This is a genomic window from Streptomyces sp. NPDC058664 (genome assembly GCF_042716635.1).
In the GTDB taxonomy this organism is placed as follows: domain Bacteria; phylum Actinomycetota; class Actinomycetes; order Streptomycetales; family Streptomycetaceae; genus Streptomyces.
The window spans coordinates 142,747-162,330 of record NZ_JBHXRW010000001.1; the positions used below are offsets into that span (position 1 = coordinate 142,747).

A 19,584-nucleotide genomic window follows, 5' to 3' on the forward strand; every position below is an offset into this window, starting at 1 on the left:
ACCGGAGGGTGGTCCATACCTGCGACCACCCGAATGGCGTACGGTGCCGCCCATGGCAAGTGTGCTCGTGGTCGAGGACGACCAGTTCGTGCGCTCCGCCCTCATCCGGCAGCTGTCCGAGGCCTCCCACACGGTACGGAGCGTCGGAACGGCTCTTGAGGCGTTGCGCGAGGTCGCCCATTTCCGTTTCGACGTGGTCATCCTCGACCTCGGACTGCCCGACCTGGACGGGTCCGAGGCGCTCAAGATGCTGCGCGGGATCACCGACGTACCGGTGATCATCGCGACCGCCCGGGACGACGAGGCCGAGATCGTACGGCTCCTCCACGCCGGGGCCGACGACTACCTCGTGAAGCCCTTCTCGGTCGACCACCTCTCGGCCCGGATGGCCGCCGTCCTGCGCAGGGCGCGGGCCGCCGCGGGCGAACTGCCGCCGTCCCGGGTGATCCGGGTCGGCGGGCTCACCGTCGACCCGCTGCGCCGTCAGGCGGAGCTCGACGGGGCGCCCCTCGACCTGACCCGGCGCGAGTTCGACCTCCTCGCCTTCCTCGCCGGGCGGCCCGGCGTCGTCGTCCCGCGCAAGGAGCTGCTCGCCGAGGTGTGGCAGCAGTCCTACGGGGACGACCAGACCATCGACGTACATTTGTCATGGCTCCGGCGTAAATTGGGTGAAAAGGCCGCCAGTCCCCGCTACCTCCACACCCTGCGCGGTGTCGGCGTGAAGCTGGAACCGCCCCGGGAGCCCGAAGCGGCGCCGGAGCGGCCGTCGGAGCCGCGGCCGTGAGATGGGCGCTCGTCAAGGTGTCGCTCGCCGTCACCGCCATGGTCGTCGTCGCCTTCGCCGTCCCCCTCGGGCTCGTCGTCAAGGAGATGGCCCGCGACCGGGCCTTCTCCAACGCCGAACGGCGGGCCGCCGGGCTCGCCCCCGTCCTCGCCATCACCACCGACCGCGACGAACTCGACAAGGCCGTCGCCACCACCGAGGACGGGGCCGCCGGCCGGCTCGCCGTCCACGTGCCCGCCGGCGAACCCGGCGCCACCGCCGTGGAGATCGGCACCCGGCGGGCCGGCGAGGAGGACCTCGCGACCACCCGCCGGCTCGGCCGGGCCTCCATCGCCGAGGTCCCCGGCGGCTTCGCGCTGCTCCAGCCCACCGCCCTCAGCAGCGGCCAGGTCGCCGTCGTCGAACTCTTCGTCCCCGAGGGCGAGGTGTCCAACGGCGTCGCCACCGCCTGGCTGGTCCTCGCCGGAGTCGGCATCGCCCTGATCGTCGGCTCCGTCGCCGTCGCCGACCGGCTCGGCGTCCGGATGGTCCGGCCCGCCCAGCGGCTCGCGGGCGCCGCCCACGACCTCGGCGAGGGCAGGCTCGGCGCGCGTGTCCCCGAGGAGGGGCCGCCCGAACTCAAGTCGGCGGCCGTCGCGTTCAACTCCATGGCCGATCAGGTCGTGCAACTGCTCGCCAACGAGCGGGAACTGGCCGCCGACCTCTCCCACCGGCTGCGCACCCCGCTCACCGTGCTCCGGCTCAACGCGGCCTCGCTCGGCTCGGGCCCGGCCGCCGAACAGACCCGCGCCGCCGTCGAGCAGCTGGAGCGCGAGGTCGACATCATCATCCGCACGGCCCGCGACGCGAAGCCGCAGACCCAGGCGACAGGCCCCGGCGCCGGCTGCGACGCCGCCGAAGTGGTCCGCGAGCGGATGGGGTTCTGGTCGGCGCTCGCCGAGGACGAGGACCGCCGGGTACGGGTCGCGGGCGTCGAGCGCCCGGTCCGCATCCCGGTCGCCCGCCCCGAACTCGTCGCCGCGCTCGACGCCCTGCTCGGCAACGTCTTCCGGCACACCCCCGAGGGCACCGCCTTCTCGATCGACCTCCACAACGGCGACGACGCCGTCATCGTCCTGGTCTCCGACGCGGGCCCCGGCATCGCCGACCCGGCCGCCGCCCTGGCCCGCGGCAACAGCGGCGGCCGGGACGGCTCCACGGGCCTCGGCCTCGACATCGTGCGGCGGATGGCGGAGACCACCGGCGGCGACGTCCGCATCGGCCACTCGGTCCTCGGCGGTACGGAGGTCCGGGTCTGGATCGGCCTCGACGGGCGCCGCACGGGCGGCGCGACGGGACGCCGGGACCGACGCCCCGCCCGCCGCCGACGCGGGGGCAAGGGCATCCGCAGGGCCGTCGGCGCGTGAGCCGCGGGGAGGCGAACCTTTCGTGGTTCCGATGCCTTCCTTAAGCGGAGCCTAAGGATCCTCGCCCGGGCCGGCTCATGGGGATTTGTCCGTTCTCCAGTCGCTAGCGTGCTGCCGCACCCCCTCCCCACCCCCCAGCACGCAGAGGCAGGCACGCGATGGGCACCAGTTCGCACCGGCGCAGGGCGAGCACCAGGAGCAAGGCCGTCGGCGCGGTCGTCGCCGCGGCGGTCGTCGGCGGCGCCGTCTTCGCGTTCACCGGTACGGCCCAGGCCGCCGCCGTCGGCGCCGCGTACACCAGGACCAGCTCCTGGACCGGCGGCTACACCGGCCAGTACGTCGTCACCAACGAGACCTCCACCGCCCGGTCCGACTGGACCCTGGAGTTCGACCTCCCGGCCGGCACGACCATCGGGTCCCTGTGGAACGGCGAGCACACCGTCTCCGGGCGGCACGTCACCGTGAAGCCCGCGAGCTGGAACAAGCAGCTGGCCCCGGGCCAGTCGGTCACCGTCGGCTTCGTCACCTCCGCCGCGGGACAGGCCGGTGACCCCACCGGCTGCCTCATCGACAAGGCCGCCTGCTCCGCCGGAGGCACCGCCCCCACGCCCAGCGGCCGCCCCACCGAGCAGCCCACCGCGACCGCCTCCCCGTCGGCGACCGCGACCCCGCGGCCGACCGCCACGGCCACCACAGGACCGAAGCCGACCGCCACCGCGACGACCACGGCACCGGCACCCACCCCGACGACCACGGCACCCACCCCGACGCCCACCGCGACCGGCGCCCCCTCCTCCGCCGCGAAGTACGCCCCCTACGTCGACACCTCGCTCTACCCGGCGTACGACCTGCTCGCGACCGCCGACGCCACCGGCGTGAAGGAGTTCAACCTCGCCTTCATCACCTCCGGCGGCTCCTGCGCCCCGCTGTGGGGAGGGGTCACCGGCCTCGGAGACGACAAGGTGGCCGCCCAGATAGGCGCCCTGCGCGCCAAGGGCGGTGACGTCCGGGTCTCCTTCGGCGGCGCCGCCGGGCACGAGCTGGCCCTGAACTGCTCGTCGGCCACGGCGCTCGCCGCCGCGTACGGCAAGGTCATCGACCAGTACAGGCTGACCAAGGTCGACTTCGACGTCGAGGGCGCGGCCCTGCCGGACACCGCCGCCAACACCCGCCGCTCGCAGGCCATCGCGCAGCTCCAGAAGTCACACCCCGGCCTGGACGTCTCCTTCACCCTGCCCGTCATGCCCGAGGGCCTGACCCAGCCGGGCGTCGACCTGCTCGCCGACGCGAAGCGGAACGGGGTCCGCGTCGACGCCGTCAACATCATGGCGATGGACTACGGCCCGGCGTACAGCGCCGACATGGGCACGTACGCGACCCAGGCCGCGACCGCGACCCAGGCGCAGATCAAGGGCGTCCTCGGGCTCTCCGACGCGGCCGCCTGGAAGGCCGTCGCCGTCACTCCGATGATCGGCGTGAACGACGTGACCAGCGAGATCTTCAAGGTCGACGACGCCACCCAGCTCGTCGACTTCGCGAGGTCGAAGGGCATCGGCTGGCTCTCGATGTGGTCCTCGACCCGGGACAAGCAGTGCGCCGCCGGCGCCGTGAACCACGCCGACGCCACCTGCTCCTCGATCCTCCAGCAGCCCCTGGCCTTCACGAAGGCCTTCGCCGCCTACAAGTAGGCATGGCCCCCGAGCCCCCCACACCGCGCGCCCCGGTCGGAACCACCCCACCGCCGACCGGGGCGCGCACCCCTTCCCGTACCGCCCGTCAGGCCTTCGAGGCCTTCCACTCCTCCGCGTAGTCGTTGAAGATCGCCCGCAGGTGGTGGCCGATCTTCAGGTAGTCCAGGTCGTCCAGGTTGGCGAGCGACACCCGGACCGACCACTCGGGGCCGTCGAAGCCGCCGCCGTTGAGGAGGACGACGCCGGTCTGCTCGGCGAGGCGGAACAGCGGGTCGACCGGTTCGTAGTTCTTCTCCAGGAAGTCCGCGAAGCCCTTCCCGTGCACCCGCTCGGCCTCCGCGATCAGGTCGAGCTCGATGTAGTACCCGGCCCGCTTCGGGTCGTCGGCGATCTTCATCCGGGCGCCTTCGAGGAGCAGGTCCAGGCGCTGCCGCACGACGGCCCGGATCCTGTGCTTGTACGCCTGGCCCTCCTCCAGCATGTCGAAGAGGGAGAACAGCGCCATCATGACCTGCTGGGGGAGCGAGAGCCCGGCCGTGTGGTTGAGGGCGACCTGCCGGGAGTCGGCCACGAGCCGGTCGATGAACCGGATCCTCTCCGGCTCCAGGCTCAGCGTGCCGTACCGCTTGTCGAGGCGGTCCTTCTCGGCCCGCGGCAGGTTCGCGAGCATCTCGTCGATGACGTTGTCGTCGTGGAGGCCGATGACGCCGAGCCGGTGGCCGGTGCAGCCGTAGTGCTTGGAGTACGAGTACACGAGGAGCGTGTTGCGCGGGAGGTCGGCGGCGAGCGAGCGGAAGCCCTCGACGAAGGTGCCGTACACGTCGTCCGTGACGATCAGCAGGTTCGGGTTGGGGCCGGCGACGATGTCCTTGATCTGGTTCGTCACCCGCTCGCTCATCGCGAGTGACGGCGGGTTGGACGGGTTGACGACGCAGACCAGCTTGACCGACGGGTCGGCCAGCTTCTCGACCTCCTCGGCCGGGTAGCGCCACTCGCGCACGCCGGTCTCCGTGAAGAGGCTCGCGTTGACGGTGACGACGTCGAACTCGTACGTGTCGAGCTCGGGGATCTCGATGTACGGGGTGAAGACCGGCACCATCAGGGCGATCCGGTCGCCCTTCCTCAGGATCCCGTTCTTCATCAGGGAGTCGAAGATGTAGCACATGGCGGCCGTGCCGCCCTCGGTCGCGAAGAGCGACAGGTTCCCGGCCGGCGGCCGCTTGTCGAACATCTCGTCGTGGACGTAGCCGCGCACGATCTGCTCGGTGTGGGTCAGGATCCGGTCCGGTACGGGGTAGTTGTCGCCGATCGAGCTGTCGGTCAGCTCGTGCACGAAGGCGTCCTTGTCGAAGCCGAAGCGCTCGACCGCGTACTCCACGCAGTCCTGGAGCAGTTCGATCCCCGGCAGGTCGGGGTGCCGGCGTACGAAGGTGTCGAAGCGGGCCCCCGAGCCGGGGAGTTCGGGCATGCCGCCGAGGTTGTCGGCGGTCCAGACCCGGCGGGACTCCGACAGCGCGAAGTAGCCGAGCGCGTGGAACGCCTCGCGGGGTCCGGTGGCCACCCAGTTCGGGTTGCCGCGGCCCGCGTTGAGCATCTGGGTCTGCGACTTGTCCTTCTGACCGGGCTTGTCGGCCTGCGCGGCCTGCGCGATCTGGATGAACTTGTCCTTCAGCTCGAACGGCGAGAGCTGCGCGAAGGACTGGATCTGCTCACGGGTGAAGGTGGTCTTGGGCACGGGGCGTCCTTGGTGGTTGAGGAAGCCGAGCAGCTCGGGGTGGGACTGGAAGACGTTCCGGTGGAGGAAGTCGATCATCAGGTCGTGTGTCCTCACGCCCCGAGGATGCCGACGAGGAGCGGGCCGGTCAGCGGGAGCAGGAAGTTCGAGAGCGTGTACGTGATCGTGTAACCCAGCATCGGGACCGAGCTCTGGGCCACCTGGGTGATCGAGGTGATCGCCGGGGTCGAGCACTGCTGGCCCGCGATGGCGCCGATGAGCAGCGGTTTCTCGATCTTCAGCAGCTTGGTGCCGACGACCAGCGAGATCGTCGCGGGCACCAGGACCATCGCGATCCCCGCGAACGGCAGCAGCGCCCCGTACTCCTTGAGCAGCGGCCAGGCCTGCGGGCCCGACACCAGGCCCGTGCAGGCGATGAAGATCGCCAGGCCCATGTCCTTGAGGGTGGAGGCGGCCTGCGGGGGGAAGGCGCCGAAGGTCTGCGTACGGGAGCGGAACCAGCCGAAGAGCAGTCCGGAGATCAGACAGCCGCCGCCCGTGCCGAGCGACATCGGGACGTCGCCGAACTTCACCACGACCTGCCCGAGGCGCGAACCGGCGACGATGCCGAACCCCAGGTAGATGAAGTCCGTGGAGTCGTTCTTCACGACCGCGCCGACCTTGGACGCCAGCTTGCCGAGGCCCGAGCGGGCGCCGACCAGGGTGAGGACGTCGCCCCGGCTCACCACGGTCTCCGGGGTCGCCGGCAGGTGCTGCTCGTTGCGCAGCACGTCCGTCACGTACACCCCGCCGGAGGAGAACTCCGGGTGCTCCCTGGACAGGGTGTCCAGGGTCTTGCCGACGGCGCCCTTGTCGGTCAGCGAGATCTGGGTGGTGGCGAGCGGGGTGTCGAGGCCGGGGACGGCCGGGGTCTCGGGGCCGATGACCCGCCCGGCCTCGATGATGTTGGCCCGCCGGCCGACGGTGAGCACCAGGTCGGAGAGCGTCAGCTCGAAGCCGGGCGGGGGAGGGGTGAGGACCTTGCTGCCCCGCTTCACCGCCTCGACGGTGACCCGGCCGCCGAGCGAGCGCTCCAGGTCGCCGACCCTGGCGCCGTCGGCGTGGGTGACCAGGAAGGTCCGGCCGACCATGCCCGGGAGTGCCTCGCGCTCGTCGTCCTCCAGGGTGCCGCCGGAGCCGCGCGTCTTCTCCCACAGCTGGCGGGAGGCGTCGCGGAGGTTGATCCGCAGCATCATCGGCATGATCTGGCTGGTGTAGATGACGATGGTGATGAGGCCGAAGAGGTAGCAGACCGTGTACGCGGTGGCCACGTGCCCCTGGTACTGGGTGATCTGTTCCTGCGTCAGGCCGGAGAGCTTGCCGATGGCCTCGGTGGCCGTACCGACGACCGCCGACTCGGTGGCGGCGCCGGCGAGGATGCCGGCGGCGGTGCCGACGTCGAGGTCGAACGCCTCGGCGAGGCCGAGGGCGATGCCGACGACGCTGACGACCTCGATGAGGCAGAGGGTGAAGAAGCGCAGGCTCTTCCTGTTGAGGTTGGCGAAGAACTGGGGTCCCGCCATGTAGCCGAGCGAGAAGATGAAGAGCGCGAAGAAGATCGTCTTCACGTCGTCGGAGATGGTGACCTTCGTCCAGGCGCCGACGAGCAGCGAGACGATGAGGGTGCCGCAGATGCCGCCGAGCGTGATGGGGCCGACCCGGAGTTTGCCGACGAGGTAGCCGGCCGCGAGGCACAGGAAGAGGGCGAGTTCGGGATGATCACGCAGGATCCCCATCCGCCCTCACCGCACCCAAGAAGGGTCATATATGAGGATATTGGACATGAGGGGACGCTAGCAGGGAGGGAAGGGGAAGTGGATCATCCTTTCCCCCGAACGAGTGAGCGAGAAAGCGCTCGGGGGCTCAGCCCTTCACCGCGCCCCGCATCACCCCGCCCACGATGTGCCGCCCGAACAGCGCGAGCACGACGAGGAGCGGCAGCGTCCCGAGCAGCGCCCCCGCCATCACCACCGACGTGTCCGGCACATGCCCCCGCCCCAGCCCCGTGAGCGCCACCTGCACCGTCGGGTTCCCGGTCTGCGTCAGCACGAGCACCGGCCAGAAGAAGTCGTTCCACGCCGCCACGAACGACAGCATCCCGAGCACCGCCATCGCCGGCCGCGCCGCCGGGAACACCAGGTGCCACACCACCCGTAGCGTCCCCGCCCCGTCGACCCGCGCCGCCTCCAGGAGCTCCGCGGGCAGCGCCCGCAGCAGGTGCTGGCGCATGAAGAACACCCCGAAGGCCGAGACGAGCGCGGGCAGGACCACCGCCTGCAGATCGTCCGTCCACCGCAGCCGCGCGACGAGCAGATAGAGCGGGACGACGCCCAGCTGGGGCGGGATCAGCATCGTCGCGCCCACGAGCAGCAGCAGCGCGCCCCGGAACCGGAAGCGCAGCCGGGCGAAGGCGAACCCGGCGAGCGTCGAGAAGAGGACCGTGCCCGCCGCCACCGCGCCCGCGACCAGCGTGGTGTTGGCGAGCGCCTCGCCGAGCCCGCCCTCCGCCCAGGCGATCCCCAGGTTCCGCGGCAGGTTCCGGCCGAACCGGAACGGCGGCGGCGCCGACGCGAGCCGGGTACTCGTCCGCGAGGCCGCCACCGCCGTCCACACCAGGGGGAAGAGGGAGACCACCGAGAAGAGACCGAGCAGCGTGTACGTGCCCCAGCCCGCCCGCGCCGTCCGCATCAGGCCGCCCTCCGTACCCGCATCAGACCGCCCTCCTGTGCCACAGGGACACCGCCCGCATCAGGCGCCCCTCCCGCGCAGCACCGACCGCAGCAGCCGCGCCGCCCCGAACACCACCACCAGGATCAGCAGCATCGCCCAGGCGATTGCCGCCGCCCGCCCGAGGTGCAGGTTCACCCAGCCCTGCTCGTACAGGTAGAGCCCCAGCGTCTGGTACTGGTGGTCCGCCCCGCCCGAGGCGCCCGCCCCGCTGTTGAACAGCAGCGGCTCGCCGAACAGCTGGGTCGCGCCGATCGTCGACACGAGCACCGTGAAGAGCAGCGCGGGCCGCAGCCCCGGCAGCGTCACGTGCAGGAACTGCCGCCACCGCGAGGCCCCGTCGAGCGCCGCCGCCTCGTACAGCTCGCGCGGGACCGTCTGCATCGCCGCCAGGTAGATGAGCGCGTTGTAGCCGGTCCAGCGCCAGATCACGATCGACGAGACGGCGACCTTGGACGCCCACGGGCCGTTCTGCCAGTCCACCGAGGCGATCCCGACAAGCCCGAGCGCCCAGTTGACCATCCCCTGGTCCCGGCCGAAGAGCAGCGCGAAGACGAGCGTCGCCGCCGCCACCGAGGTCGCGTACGGGGCGAGGGCCACCACCCGGAAGGCGAGGCGTCCGCGCAGCCGTACGTCGAGCAGGTGCGCCACGCCGAGGGCGAGAAGCAGCTGCGGGACGGTGGCGAGGACACCGATGGCGACGGTGTTGGACAGGGCGTTCCAGAAGAACTCGTCGTGCAGCAGCCGGGCGTAGTTGTGGAGCCCCACCCACTCCCGGGCCTCCGGCGAGGTCAGCTCCACCCGGAACAGCGAGGTCCAGGCGGTGGCGACCAGCGGGAAGAGCCCGAACGCCCCGAACAGCAGGAAGAACGGGGCGACGAGCGCGTACGGCGCGGAGCGCGACCGCAGCCGGCCGAGACGTTCCCGCCGCCGCTCCGGGCCCGGTTCCGTCCGCGGGGGCGCGGCGGCGGGTGGCGGGACGGGCGCGCCGGAGGGCGGCAGGAACGGATCCACGGGGTCCTTCGTCTCGGTCACGCGCGCTCACCGGTCCAGCGCGTTGTCGATCGCCTTCATCGCCGCCCGCCAGGCCGATTCGGACGACCGCCCGGTCTGGTCGACCTGGAGCATCCCGGTGTCGGAGAGGATCTGGTTGACGAGCCCGTCCTTCGGCCCGACCGGGGCCGGCGGCACCCCCCGCGCCGCCGCCGCGTAGAGCGGGCCGGTCGGCGCGTCCCCGAAGTAGGGGTGCCGGGCGTCCGCCACCTCCGGCAGCCGGTACGCGGCGGAGGCGCTCGGGAAGGCGCCGCGCCGGGCGAACAGCCGGGCCTGCTGCTCGGGCGCGGTCAGCCAGGCCGCGAGCCGGGCGGCCTCGGCCCGCTGCCGCCCGGCGGACGGCACGACGAGGAAGGAGCCGCCCCAGTTGCCGGGCCGGGGCGCCACCGTCACGTCCCACCGGCCGCGCGCGGCCGGTCCCGACTTGTCCTGGATGTAGGCGAGCATCCAGGCCGGGCAGGCGATCGTGGCGAAGTCCCCGCGGGCGAACGCCTGGTCCCAGTCGGGCGTGAACTGCTGGAGCCCGGCGGTCAGTCCCTGCCGGGCGAAGTCGGCGGCGAGGTCCCAGGCGGCCCGTACGTACGGGTTGCTCCCCACCACGAGCTCGCCGCGCGCGTCGTAGGAGCGCAGCGGAGCGCCGGAGACGGCCGCGGCGAGCACCCCGGAGGCGGAGTCGGTGAACGCCACGCCCTCGGGGGCCCGTTCGGCGAAGTGCCGTCCGACCTCCTCGTACTTCCGCCAGTCCCCGGCCCACAGCCGTCCGACGGTCTCCCGGTCGGTGGGCAGCCCGGCCGCCGCGAAGTGGTCCTTGCGGTAGCAGAGGGCCAGCGGACCGATGTCCGTGCCGAGCCCGAGGGTCCGGCCGTCGGGGGTGGTGGCCTGGGCCCACTTCCACGGCAGGAAGGCCTTCTCGTCGACGCCGGGCGCGGAGCCGAGGTCGTCGAGCCGTCCGGCCTGGGTGGCGACGACCTCGGCGATGTTGCCGACCTCGACGGCCTGGACGTCGGCGAGGCCGGAGCCGGCGGTGAGGTGGGTGAGCAGCTGCGGGTAGTAGACGTCGTTGCGGGCGAGCGAGGTCTGCCGGACGGCGACGTCCGGGCGGAGCCGCATGTACGTGTCGTAGAGCCCGGCCTCCTGGTAGCCGAACTCGCCGAAGACGCCGACGGTCAGGGTGATCGGCCGCCCGGCGCCGTCGACGCGCTCGCGGGCGGGCACGGGGGACGGTTCCGGCGGATCGGTGGCGCACCCGGCACAGAGCGCGGCCCCCAGGAGAAGGACGAGGGCGAGGGTGACGGCGGGGGTGCGTACGAGGGGCCCGCGCACGGCGGCGCCGGGCCGCGTCCTCCTCCACCTCATGATCCCGACCGTAGTGCGCGGGCCGCCCGGGGGAGGGGACCCGCCCGGCCCCGCCACCCGTACGGCCGAGCGCCGTCGAACGTCTTCGACGGTTCACGGACCTTGACCGTGTTCTGACAGTCACCCAATAGTGGGAGCGCTCCCACCCCCTCGTCGACAGGACCCCCATGCGCAGAACACGGCACCTCCTGGCGGGGCTCGCCCTGACCGCCGGCCTCCTCGCAGGAGCGGCGCCGGCCACCGCCGCCGATCCCGCCCCGGCGGCGGCACCCTCCTACACCTGGAAGAACGCCCGGATCGACGGCGGCGGCTTCGTCCCCGGCATCGTCTTCAACCGGAGCGAGAAGAACCTCGTCTACGCCCGCACCGACATCGGCGGCGCCTACCGCTGGAACCAGGCCGCCTCCACCTGGACCCCGCTCCTCGACCACATCGGCTGGGACGACTGGGGCCACACCGGGGTCGTCGGCCTCGCCACCGACTCCGTCGACCCGGACCGCGTCTACGCCGCCGTCGGCACCTACACCAACGACTGGGACCCGGGCAACGGCGCCGTCCTCCGCTCCGCCGACCGGGGCGCCACCTGGCGGCGCGCCGACCTCCCCTTCAAGCTCGGCGGCAACATGCCCGGCCGGGGCATGGGCGAACGCCTCGCGATCGACCCGCACAAGAACAGCGTCCTCTACCTCGGCGCCCCCAGCGGCAACGGCCTCTGGCGCTCCACCGACTCCGGCGCCACCTGGTCGAAGGTCACCTCCTTCACCAACCCCGGCAATCACCAGCAGGACCCCACCGACACCAGCGGCTACAACTCCGACGAGCAGGGCATCGTCTGGGTCACCTTCGACGAGTCCACCGGCACCGCGGGCAGCGCCACGAGCACGATCTACGTCGGCGTGGGCGACAAGGAGAACGCCGTCTACCGCTCGACCGACGCGGGCGCCACCTGGACCCGGCTGCCCGGCCAGCCCACCGGGTACCTCGCCCACAAGGGCGTCCTCGACGCCGAGAACGGCTACCTCTACCTCGCGTACAGCGACACGGCGGGCCCCTACGACGGCGGCAAGGGCCGGGTCTGGCGGTACGCCACCGCCACCGGCGCGTGGACGGACATCAGCCCCGTCGCCGAGGCCGACACCTTCCACGGTTTCAGCGGCCTCACCGTCGACCGGCAGAGGCCCGGCACGGTCATGGTCTCCGCCTACAGCTCCTGGTGGCCGGACACCCAGATCTTCCGCTCCACCGACAGCGGCGGTACGTGGACCAGGGCCTGGGACTACAGCTCGTACCCGACCCGCGCCAACCGCTACACGATGGACGTCTCCTCCTCGCCGTGGCTGACCTGGGGAGGCAACCCCGCCCCGCCCGAGCAGACCCCGAAGCTCGGCTGGATGACCGAGGCCCTGGAGATCGACCCCTTCGACTCGAACCGCATGATGTACGGCACCGGCGCCACGATCTACGGCACCACCGAGCTCACCAAGTGGGACACCGGGACGAACTTCACCATCAGGCCGATGGTCCAGGGTCTCGAGGAGACCGCCGTCCTCGACCTGGCCTCGCCGCCCTCCGGGGCCCCGCTGATCAGCGCCCTCGGCGACGTCGGAGGCTTCCGGCACACGGACCTCACCAAGGTCCCGTCGATGATGTTCACCGGCCCCGACTTCACCTCCACCACCAGCGTCGACTTCGCCGAGACGAAGCCCGACACCGTCGTACGCGCCGGGCACCTCGACGGCGGCCCGCGCGTCGCCTTCTCCACCGACAACGGCGCCCACTGGACCGCGGGACAGGAGCCCCCGGGCGTCACAGGCGGCGGCACGGTCGCGGCGGGCGCCGCCGGCACCCGCTTCGTCTGGAGCCCCGAAGGCGCCGGGGTCCACACCGGCACCGGGGGCGCCTGGACGGCCGCCACCGGCATCCCGGCCGGCGCGACCGTCGAGTCCGACCGCGTCGACCCGCTCACCTTCTACGGCTTCGCGGCCGGCACCTTCTACGCCAGCACGGACGGCGGCGCGACCTTCACCGCCAGGGCCACCGGCCTCCCCGCCAAGGGCAACGTCCGCTTCAAGGCCGTCCCCGGCAAGAAGGGCGACATCTGGTTCGCGGGCGGAGCCCCCGACTCGACGTACGGCCTCTGGCACTCCACCGACGGCGGCGCCACCTTCGCCCGGGTCGCCGGCGTCGAGCAGGCCGACACCATCGGCTTCGGCAAGGCCGCCCCGGGGGCCTCGTACCCCACCCTCTACACGAGCGCGAAGATCGGCGGCGTACGCGGGATCTTCCGCTCCACCGACGCGGGCGCGAGCTGGGTCCGGATCAACGACGACGCCCACCAGTGGGGCTGGACCGGCGGCGCCATCACCGGCGACCCCCGGGTCTACGGCCGGGTGTACGTCTCCACCAACGGCCGCGGCATCATCTACGGCGACACGGCCGAGACCGGCGGCGGCGACAACGGCGGCGACCCCGGCACACCCTCCGGCGCCTGCAAGGTCGCGTACAAGGTGACCAACCAGTGGCAGGGCGGCTTCCAGGCCGACGTCACCCTGACCAACACCTCCACCACCGCCTGGACCGGCTGGCAGCTCGGCTGGGACTACCCGGCGGGGCAGCGGATCGGCCAGATGTGGAACGCCACCCCGGCGCAGACCGGCACCGCCGTCACCGCCAGGAACGTCGGCTGGAACGGCGCCGTGGCCGCCGGGGCCTCCGCCTCCTTCGGCTTCACCGGCAGCTGGACCGGCACCAACCCCGTACCCGCCTCCTTCACCCTCGGAGGTGCGACGTGCTCCGTCGCCTGATCGCCGCGGCGGCGCTCCTGGCCGCCGCCCTGACCACCACACCCGCGAGCGCCTCCTCCTCCGCCGACGCCCCGCTGCGGGACCTCGCCGGGGCCCGGGGCGTCCACCTCGGCACCGCCGTCACCGGCGGGAAGCTCACCGGAGCGTACGCGGACACGGCCGCCGCCCAGTTCGACTCGATCACCCCCGGCAACGAGATGAAGTGGGACGCCGTCGAGCCCACCCGGGGGCAGTTCGACTGGGCCGGAGCGGACCGGGTCGTCGCCTTCGCCGAGGCCCACGGCCAGCAGGTGCGCGGCCACACCCTCGTCTGGCACAGCCAGCTGCCGTCCTGGGTGAACAACGGCACCTGGACCGCCGACACCCTGCGCACCGTCATGACCGACCACGTCACCACCGAGGTGAGCCGCTACAAGGGCCGGATCGACCACTGGGACGTCGTCAACGAACCCCTCGACGAGGACGGCACCCTGCGCCGGTCGGTCTTCGGTGCCACCCTCGGCGAGTCGTACATCGCCGACGCCTTCCGCGCCGCCCGCGCCGCCGACCCGGCCGCGAAGCTGTACATCAACGACTACTCCACCGACGGCGTCGGCGCGAAGAGCGACGGCATGTACGCCCTGGTGAAACGGCTCCTCGCGCAGGGCGTCCCGATCGACGGCGTCGGCTTCCAGGCGCACCTGATCCTCGGCCAGGTCCCCGCCTCCATGGAGGCCAACCTGCGCCGCTTCGCCGACCTCGGCGTGGACGTGGCGATCACCGAACTCGACATCCGGATGACCCTGCCCGCGACGGCCGGGAAACTCGACCGGCAGAAGGCCGACTACGCCTCCGTCCTCCGCGCCTGCCTGGCCGTCACCCGCTGCGCGGGCGTCACCGTCTGGGGCTTCACGGACTCCGACTCCTGGATCCCGGACTTCTTCCCCGGCGAGGGCGCGGCGACCCCGTACGACGAGAACCTGAACCCGAAGCCCGCGTACGCCGGGATCGCCGGGGCGCTCGCCCCGGTGACCCCGCCCGCCCCCGGTGTGTGCTCCGTCACCTACGCGGTCACCAGCCAGTGGACGGGGGGCTTCACCGCCCAGGTCACCCTGCGGAACACGGGTACGGCCCCGCTGAACGGCTGGACCGTCCGCTGGACCCAGCCCGCCGGCCAGCGGGTCACCCAGGCCTGGAACGCGACGGTGACCCAGACCGGCCCCGAGGTGACGGCCTCGCACCTCTCGTACAACGCGACGGTCCCGCCCGGCGGCTCGACCGCCTTCGGCTTCAACGGCACCTGGACGGGCTCCAACCCGCCCCCGACGGCCCTCACCTGCGCGTAGCAGGGAACGGAGAAACGACTCAGGCCCCGGTTCTTCCGAACCGGGGCCTGAGTCTTCAGGGTGAGTAACGGGACTTGAACCCGCGACATCCTGGACCACAACCAGGTGCTCTGCCAGCTGAGCTATACCCACCATGACCGGCGTCGGTTTTCCCGAAGGTTTCCCTGACCGGCCGAGAAGAAGTCTACAGGGTCCCGGAGGGTGCTCGCGCCCGCGTTTTCCGAAGGGGCTTTCGAGGGCGCGAGCGGGCGGTCATTCCGCGGTCACTCCGCGATCATTCCCCGGTCATTCCGCGGGCAGGACGTGACGGGCCGCGATCTGCTTCGCGGTCTCCGAGTCGGGGCCGGGCTGCGGGACGAAGACCGCCTCCCGGTAGTAGCGCAGCTCCGCGATGGATTCGCGGATGTCGGCGAGCGCCCGGTGGTTGCCGTTCTTCTCCGGACTGTTGAAGTACGCCCTCGGGTACCAGCGGCGGGCCAGTTCCTTGACCGAGGAGACATCGACGATCCGGTAGTGCAGGTGGCCCTCCAGGGCCGGCATGTCCCGGGCGAGGAAGCCGCGGTCCGTGGAGACCGAGTTCCCGCACAGGGGCGCCTTGCCGGGTTCCTTGACGTGCTCGCGGACGTACGCGAGGACCTGGGCCTCGGCGTCGGCGAGCGTGGTGCCGCCGGGCAGCGCGTCGAGCAGTCCCGAGGCCGTGTGCATCTGGCGCACGATCTCCGGCATGGTCTCCAGGGCCGCGTCCGGCGGGCGGATCACGATGTCCACCCCGTCGCCGAGCACGTTCAGTTCCGAGTCGGTGACCAGTGCGGCCACCTCGATGAGTGCGTCGTCCGTCAACGAGAGCCCGGTCATCTCGCAGTCGATCCACACCATGCGATCGTTCATGCGTCCTACCTTAGGGCGTAGGGCGTGTCGGCGTGTCTCGCCGGTCAGGCCGACGGGCGCCCGGGGGAGGTCTCCCCGGGCGCCCGTCGGTCCTGCGGCGCGCCGCTCGTGGCCGCGCGGGTCGGTGCTACGGCGCGCTGCGCTGGCCCGGCAGCGTCGCGCGCCCGGGGGCGTAGGCGTCGGACTGCGGCTTGCCCGGCTCCAGCGGGGACGCCGGACGCCGGATGCCCGCCGGGACCTGGGCGGGCACGACCACGTCGAGCACCGTCGTGCCGGCCTCGCCCTGCGGACGCCGCGCGCGGTACGCCGCCCGGTAGGCGGCCGGCGAGGAGCCGAGCTGCCGCCGGAAGTGGCCGCGCAGCGCCACCGGCGAGCGGAAGCCGCACCTGCCCGCCACCTCGTCGACCGAGTAGTCGGAGGTCTCGAGCAGCCGCTGTGCCTGCAGCACCCGCTGGGTGATCAGCCACTGGAGGGGGGCCGAACCGGTCAGCGAGCGGAACCGGCGGTCGAAGGTCCGCCGTGACATGTACGCGCGGGCGGCCAGGGTCTCCACGTCGAACTGCTCGTGGAGGTGCTCCAGCGCCCAGGCGACGACCTCGGCCAGCGGGTCGGCGCCGATCTCCTCCGGTAAAGACCTGTCGAGGTAGCGCTCCTGACCGCCGCTGCGCCGCGGCGGGACGACCAGCCGGCGCGCCAGGGCGCCCGCGGCCTCCGTGCCGTGGTCGGTCCGCACGATGTGCAGACACAGATCGATTCCGGCCGCGGTGCCGGCGGAGGTCAGCACGTCCCCGTCGTCGACGAAGAGCTCCCGGGGGTCCACATGGACCGACGGGTAGCGCTTGGCGAGCGTCGGCGCGTACATCCAGTGCGTGGTCGCCGGTCGGCCGTCGAGCAACCCGGCCGCGGCGAGGACGAAGGCGCCGGTGCACAGACCGACGATCCTGGCGCCCTCCTCATGGGCCCGGCGCAGCGCTTCGAGCGCCTCCGGCGGCGGCGGCGAGGTGATCGACCGCCAGGCCGGGACGACGACGGTGCCCGCGCGGCCGATGGCCTCCAGGCCGTACGGCGCGGTCAGTTCGAGTCCACCGGTGGTCCGCAGCGGTCCGTCCTCGCCCGAGCAGACGAGCAGCCGGTACCGGGGCACCCCGGCGTCCTGCCGGTCGATGCCGAACACGGAGAGCGGGATGGAGCTCTCGAAGATGGGGCCGCCACTGAACAGCAGCACCGCGACGACTTCGCGACGGCGGCGCCCGGTCAGTTTCCGTGCGGCCTCCGGTGCGGCGGAGTCCTGGCTCATGACGCTAAGCCCCCCTCGGTGTTCGCGTCTCCCTGGTCGTGTCGCTCCTGCACGTTTCCCCTCGGTTTTGCACGAGACCCCAGTCTTCGGTACCCATGATCGAATCTACTGTGTCCCGTGGCGCCGGCGTGACAAGTTCTCCATCCGGTGGATTGTCGACAAGGCCACTTGGCGCGAAGCGATCGATCGCGAAGTCTTCCGTCCGGCGGCCGCCGGGGGAAGGGGCGGTACGGCGAACGTCCCCGTACGCGGGGGGTGCGGGCCCTTGGGGCAGGGCATTCTCGGGTGTCGGCGTCGGGGTTGGGCAATCGTTCCGCCAAGGACTCGCCGACAGATGGAAGTTGGCTGAAAACATATGGGTTCGGGTGTGCGAACCTGTCAACTCGAAGAGGGGCCGGTCCGCCGGGAGCTCCGATTCGACCCGGTTTCGCCCCCGCCGCGCCGCCCGCCGGAGACGCTGTCGCCCCGGACGCCCTCGTCGCGCAGCCCGCGCTCCGAGCGGCGCAGCAGCACCCGGCAGACGGCCGTCACCGAGAGGAGCCCCAGCGCGGCCCCGGTGGCCCCGCCGAGCGAGGTGCCGTAGACGACCAGGACCACCGGGACCAGCACGCAGCAGAAGACCGCCCAGCGGACGACGTCACCGGCCTGGTCCGCCGCCCCCGTCGCCGGCCCCGGCGCCCCCGGTGCCGCTCCCGGATCCCGGTCCGCCGCGGCGGCCGGGGAGGGGGAGGAGAGGACGGGGGCCCGACGGTGGCCGCGGGGCGCGGCGAGCACGGGGACGGACACGGTGGGGGTCTGGCCGGCGGCGGTCGGTGGTGCGGGCACGGGCGGTCTCCCTGCGACGGTGGGCTGGACCTGTGGCAACGAGGAACGGAACGTTCCGGTCACTCTGGGCGACGTCCGTTTGGCCCCCGTACGGACGCCTGTAGGACACAACCGGCATTGCCAGATCGCGAGCCGCTCGGGCATGCTCCCTGGAACGCCGTGCGCGAACGGCGGGCACGCCGGGAGTGGCACGGCGGGCTCTGGGCAGGAGAGGAGTGTCGCCGTACCCTTGGGGGTATGGGGTTGGGAAGATGATTCCCGGACACACAGCTCCGCCGCCACCCTTGTTCCGTCCCCTCCGCTCCTCTCCGTTCCCCGTCCCTTCCCACGAGGACCCTCTTCGCCGAGACACCGATGGCCGGTCACGAATTCTCCGAACCCGCGGACCGCAAGCGCGTCGCCGACTCCACGGTCGACCCCCTCGCGGTCGAACAGCCCCGTCACGCCTGCGACCCGGCCTTCCGGCACGGGGTGGTCGTCGGCTTCGACGGCTCCACGTCCAGTGAGCGCGCCCTCGCGTACGCCATCGGCATGGCCCGCCGCTCCGGATCGGGCCTGATCATCGTGCACGTGGCCAACCGGCTGCCCACCACGGTGTGGGCCGGCTGTGAGCCGCCCGTCTTCGTCGACGTGCCCGACCACCGCACCGAGGTCCTCGGTCTCGAGCTCGCCTGCGCCGAGCACCTCTCCGAGGTGCCCTGGATCCTGGTCGAGCGCGGCGGGGACATCTGCCACGAGCTGGAGGAGGTCGGCCGCGAGTACTCGGCCGACGCGATCGTGGTCGGCTCCACGCACGGGATCGTCGGGCGGATCTTCGGCTCGGTGGCCGGACGCCTCGCCCGCCGCGCCCAGCGGCCCGTGATCGTCATCCCGTAGAGGCCTTCGCAGGGCCCTCGCGGGAGCCCCGCCCCGCGGCACCGATCCCCAACTTCCTTGATTCGGCCATAAATTCGGCCTTCCTCAGGTGAATTGTGCGCTTGTGAAGGGTACATAAAAGCCACGGAACACAGCAGCTCACGCAGGACACCTGCGCACCTGAAGGGAGCCCGCCGTGGACAAAGACGTCGCCGCGGGAAACACCGCTTCCACTCTCGGCCACCTCGCACTCGGACTGACCCTGCTGGCCTTCGGCCTGGGCGGCACCGGTGTCATCGACAACGTCGCGGCAACGGATGCCGCGGGCCTCGCCACCTGGGTCGGCGGGGTGACGCTCTTCCTCGTCGGCCTGCTCGCCCTCCGCGCGGGCGACAAGGGGGAGGGCACGGCGTACGCGGCGCTCGGCGCCTTCTGGTTCACCTGGGGGACCGCGGTCGGCGGCGGCGCCTCGGCCGACGCCGTCGGCGTCTTCCTGCTCCTGTGGGCGCTCCTGGCGCTCACGCTGACGCTGGCCGCCTCGGGCAGCGGACTGTTCGGGCAGGGGGTGTACGGGCTGCTGTTCGTCGCGCTCCTGCTGCTCGGCATCGGGGCGCTCGCCGACAACGGCGGGCTCGCGAAGGCGGGCGGCTGGGTGGCGGCGGTCGCGGGCCTCGTCGCCTGGTACGGCGCCACGGCGGCCGTCGCCGGCTGGCCGACGGCCCTGGGCAGGGCGAACCGCGGCGCGGCCACGGCGAGCTGACCGCACAGCGGTGAAGGAAGAGCGGTCCCCGTGCACCTG

The 19,584-nt window shown here is 72.3% G+C and carries 15 protein-coding genes and 1 tRNA gene; 7 read left to right on the forward strand and 9 right to left on the reverse strand.

Annotated elements, in window-relative coordinates:
• Positions 1-52: 52 nt before the first annotated feature.
• The 3 genes from ACFWUY_RS00690 (at position 53) to ACFWUY_RS00700 (ending at position 3,878) form a co-directional block, all read left to right on the forward strand.
• On the forward strand, positions 53-784 hold the full coding sequence (locus ACFWUY_RS00690) for a response regulator transcription factor (RefSeq protein WP_384100431.1): 732 nt from the start codon (positions 53-55) through the stop codon (positions 782-784).
• Positions 781-2,190 carry an ATP-binding protein gene (locus tag ACFWUY_RS00695; protein WP_384100433.1) on the forward strand — a complete coding sequence of 470 codons (1,410 nt, stop codon included), beginning with the start codon at positions 781-783 and terminating at the stop codon, positions 2,188-2,190. The genes ACFWUY_RS00690 and ACFWUY_RS00695 overlap by 4 nt, the downstream gene beginning before the upstream one ends.
• Positions 2,191-2,348: 158 nt before the next feature.
• Entirely contained in the window at positions 2,349-3,878 is a 1,530-nt protein-coding gene (locus ACFWUY_RS00700; protein WP_384100435.1) for a cellulose binding domain-containing protein, read from the forward strand.
• Positions 3,879-3,966: 88 nt separating this feature from the next.
• On the opposite strand, the gene ACFWUY_RS00705 is transcribed toward ACFWUY_RS00700, so the two are convergent.
• The 5 genes from ACFWUY_RS00705 to ACFWUY_RS00725 form a co-directional block, all read right to left on the reverse strand.
• Positions 3,967-5,616 (reverse strand): bifunctional aspartate transaminase/aspartate 4-decarboxylase, encoded by a 1,650-nt coding sequence (locus ACFWUY_RS00705; protein WP_384100818.1) that lies wholly within the window; start codon positions 5,614-5,616, stop codon positions 3,967-3,969.
• 92 nt (positions 5,617-5,708) lie between these two features.
• Positions 5,709-7,391: an aspartate-alanine antiporter gene (gene aspT, locus ACFWUY_RS00710; RefSeq protein ID WP_384100437.1), complete on the reverse strand. Its 1,683-nt coding sequence runs from the start codon at positions 7,389-7,391 to the stop codon at positions 5,709-5,711.
• Between the two features lie 127 nt (positions 7,392-7,518).
• Positions 7,519-8,343, reverse strand: a complete 825-nt coding sequence (locus ACFWUY_RS00715; protein ID WP_384100439.1) for a carbohydrate ABC transporter permease — start codon at positions 8,341-8,343, stop codon at positions 7,519-7,521.
• A gap of 60 nt (positions 8,344-8,403) precedes the next feature.
• Entirely contained in the window at positions 8,404-9,417 is a 1,014-nt protein-coding gene (locus tag ACFWUY_RS00720) for a carbohydrate ABC transporter permease (protein ID WP_384100441.1), read from the reverse strand.
• Positions 9,418-9,423: 6 nt separating this feature from the next.
• The gene (locus ACFWUY_RS00725; protein WP_384100443.1) at positions 9,424-10,791 is read right to left on the reverse strand and encodes an ABC transporter substrate-binding protein; all 1,368 of its coding nucleotides are present in this window, start codon (positions 10,789-10,791) and stop codon (positions 9,424-9,426) included.
• A 167-nt stretch (positions 10,792-10,958) separates the two neighbouring features.
• Between ACFWUY_RS00725 and ACFWUY_RS00730 the strand changes: the two genes are divergently transcribed.
• Together ACFWUY_RS00730 and ACFWUY_RS00735 are read left to right on the forward strand one after the other, a co-directional pair.
• A complete protein-coding gene (locus ACFWUY_RS00730; RefSeq protein ID WP_384100444.1) occupies positions 10,959-13,595 on the forward strand; it encodes a cellulose binding domain-containing protein in 2,637 nt (878 codons plus the stop codon).
• A complete protein-coding gene (locus ACFWUY_RS00735; RefSeq protein ID WP_384100445.1) occupies positions 13,580-14,920 on the forward strand; it encodes an endo-1,4-beta-xylanase in 1,341 nt (446 codons plus the stop codon). Before ACFWUY_RS00730 ends, ACFWUY_RS00735 begins: the two co-directional genes overlap by 16 nt.
• A 59-nt stretch (positions 14,921-14,979) precedes the next feature.
• Here the strand turns inward: ACFWUY_RS00735 and ACFWUY_RS00740 are convergent.
• The 4 genes from ACFWUY_RS00740 to ACFWUY_RS00755 all read right to left on the reverse strand — a co-directional run bounded on the left by ACFWUY_RS00740 (position 14,980) and on the right by ACFWUY_RS00755 (position 17,930).
• A tRNA-His gene (locus ACFWUY_RS00740) sits at positions 14,980-15,052 on the reverse strand.
• A gap of 153 nt (positions 15,053-15,205) precedes the next feature.
• On the reverse strand, positions 15,206-15,808 hold the full coding sequence (gene orn, locus ACFWUY_RS00745) for an oligoribonuclease (RefSeq protein ID WP_384100446.1): 603 nt from the start codon (positions 15,806-15,808) through the stop codon (positions 15,206-15,208).
• Positions 15,809-15,935: 127 nt separating this feature from the next.
• On the reverse strand, positions 15,936-17,105 hold the full coding sequence (locus ACFWUY_RS00750; protein WP_384100447.1) for a helix-turn-helix domain-containing protein: 1,170 nt from the start codon (positions 17,103-17,105) through the stop codon (positions 15,936-15,938).
• A gap of 378 nt (positions 17,106-17,483) precedes the next feature.
• On the reverse strand, positions 17,484-17,930 hold the full coding sequence (locus ACFWUY_RS00755) for a hypothetical protein (RefSeq protein ID WP_384100449.1): 447 nt from the start codon (positions 17,928-17,930) through the stop codon (positions 17,484-17,486).
• Positions 17,931-18,284: 354 nt separating this feature from the next.
• Here ACFWUY_RS00755 and ACFWUY_RS00760 point away from each other — a divergent pair, with 354 nt between their 5' ends.
• The gene (locus tag ACFWUY_RS00760) at positions 18,285-18,806 is read left to right on the forward strand and encodes a universal stress protein (protein WP_073807719.1); all 522 of its coding nucleotides are present in this window, start codon (positions 18,285-18,287) and stop codon (positions 18,804-18,806) included.
• Between the two features lie 175 nt (positions 18,807-18,981).
• Positions 18,982-19,545 (forward strand): GPR1/FUN34/YaaH family transporter, encoded by a 564-nt coding sequence (locus ACFWUY_RS00765; RefSeq protein WP_384100451.1) that lies wholly within the window; start codon positions 18,982-18,984, stop codon positions 19,543-19,545.
• Positions 19,546-19,584: the final 39 nt, after the last annotated feature.

Coding starts and splice junctions, on each gene's coding strand:
- ACFWUY_RS00690 (WP_384100431.1), top strand. CDS start 53: ATGGCAAGTGTGCTCGTGGTCGAGGACGACCAGTTCGTGCGCTCCGCC.
- ACFWUY_RS00700 (WP_384100435.1), top strand. CDS start 2,349: ATGGGCACCAGTTCGCACCGGCGCAGGGCGAGCACCAGGAGCAAGGCC.
- aspT (WP_384100437.1), bottom strand. CDS start 7,391: ATGGGGATCCTGCGTGATCATCCCGAACTCGCCCTCTTCCTGTGCCTC.
- ACFWUY_RS00715 (WP_384100439.1), bottom strand. CDS start 8,343: ATGCGGACGGCGCGGGCGGGCTGGGGCACGTACACGCTGCTCGGTCTC.
- ACFWUY_RS00725 (WP_384100443.1), bottom strand. CDS start 10,791: ATGAGGTGGAGGAGGACGCGGCCCGGCGCCGCCGTGCGCGGGCCCCTC.
- ACFWUY_RS00730 (WP_384100444.1), top strand. CDS start 10,959: ATGCGCAGAACACGGCACCTCCTGGCGGGGCTCGCCCTGACCGCCGGC.
- orn (WP_384100446.1), bottom strand. CDS start 15,808: ATGAACGATCGCATGGTGTGGATCGACTGCGAGATGACCGGGCTCTCG.
- ACFWUY_RS00750 (WP_384100447.1), bottom strand. CDS start 17,105: ATGAGCCAGGACTCCGCCGCACCGGAGGCCGCACGGAAACTGACCGGG.
- ACFWUY_RS00760 (WP_073807719.1), top strand. CDS start 18,285: ATGGCCGGTCACGAATTCTCCGAACCCGCGGACCGCAAGCGCGTCGCC.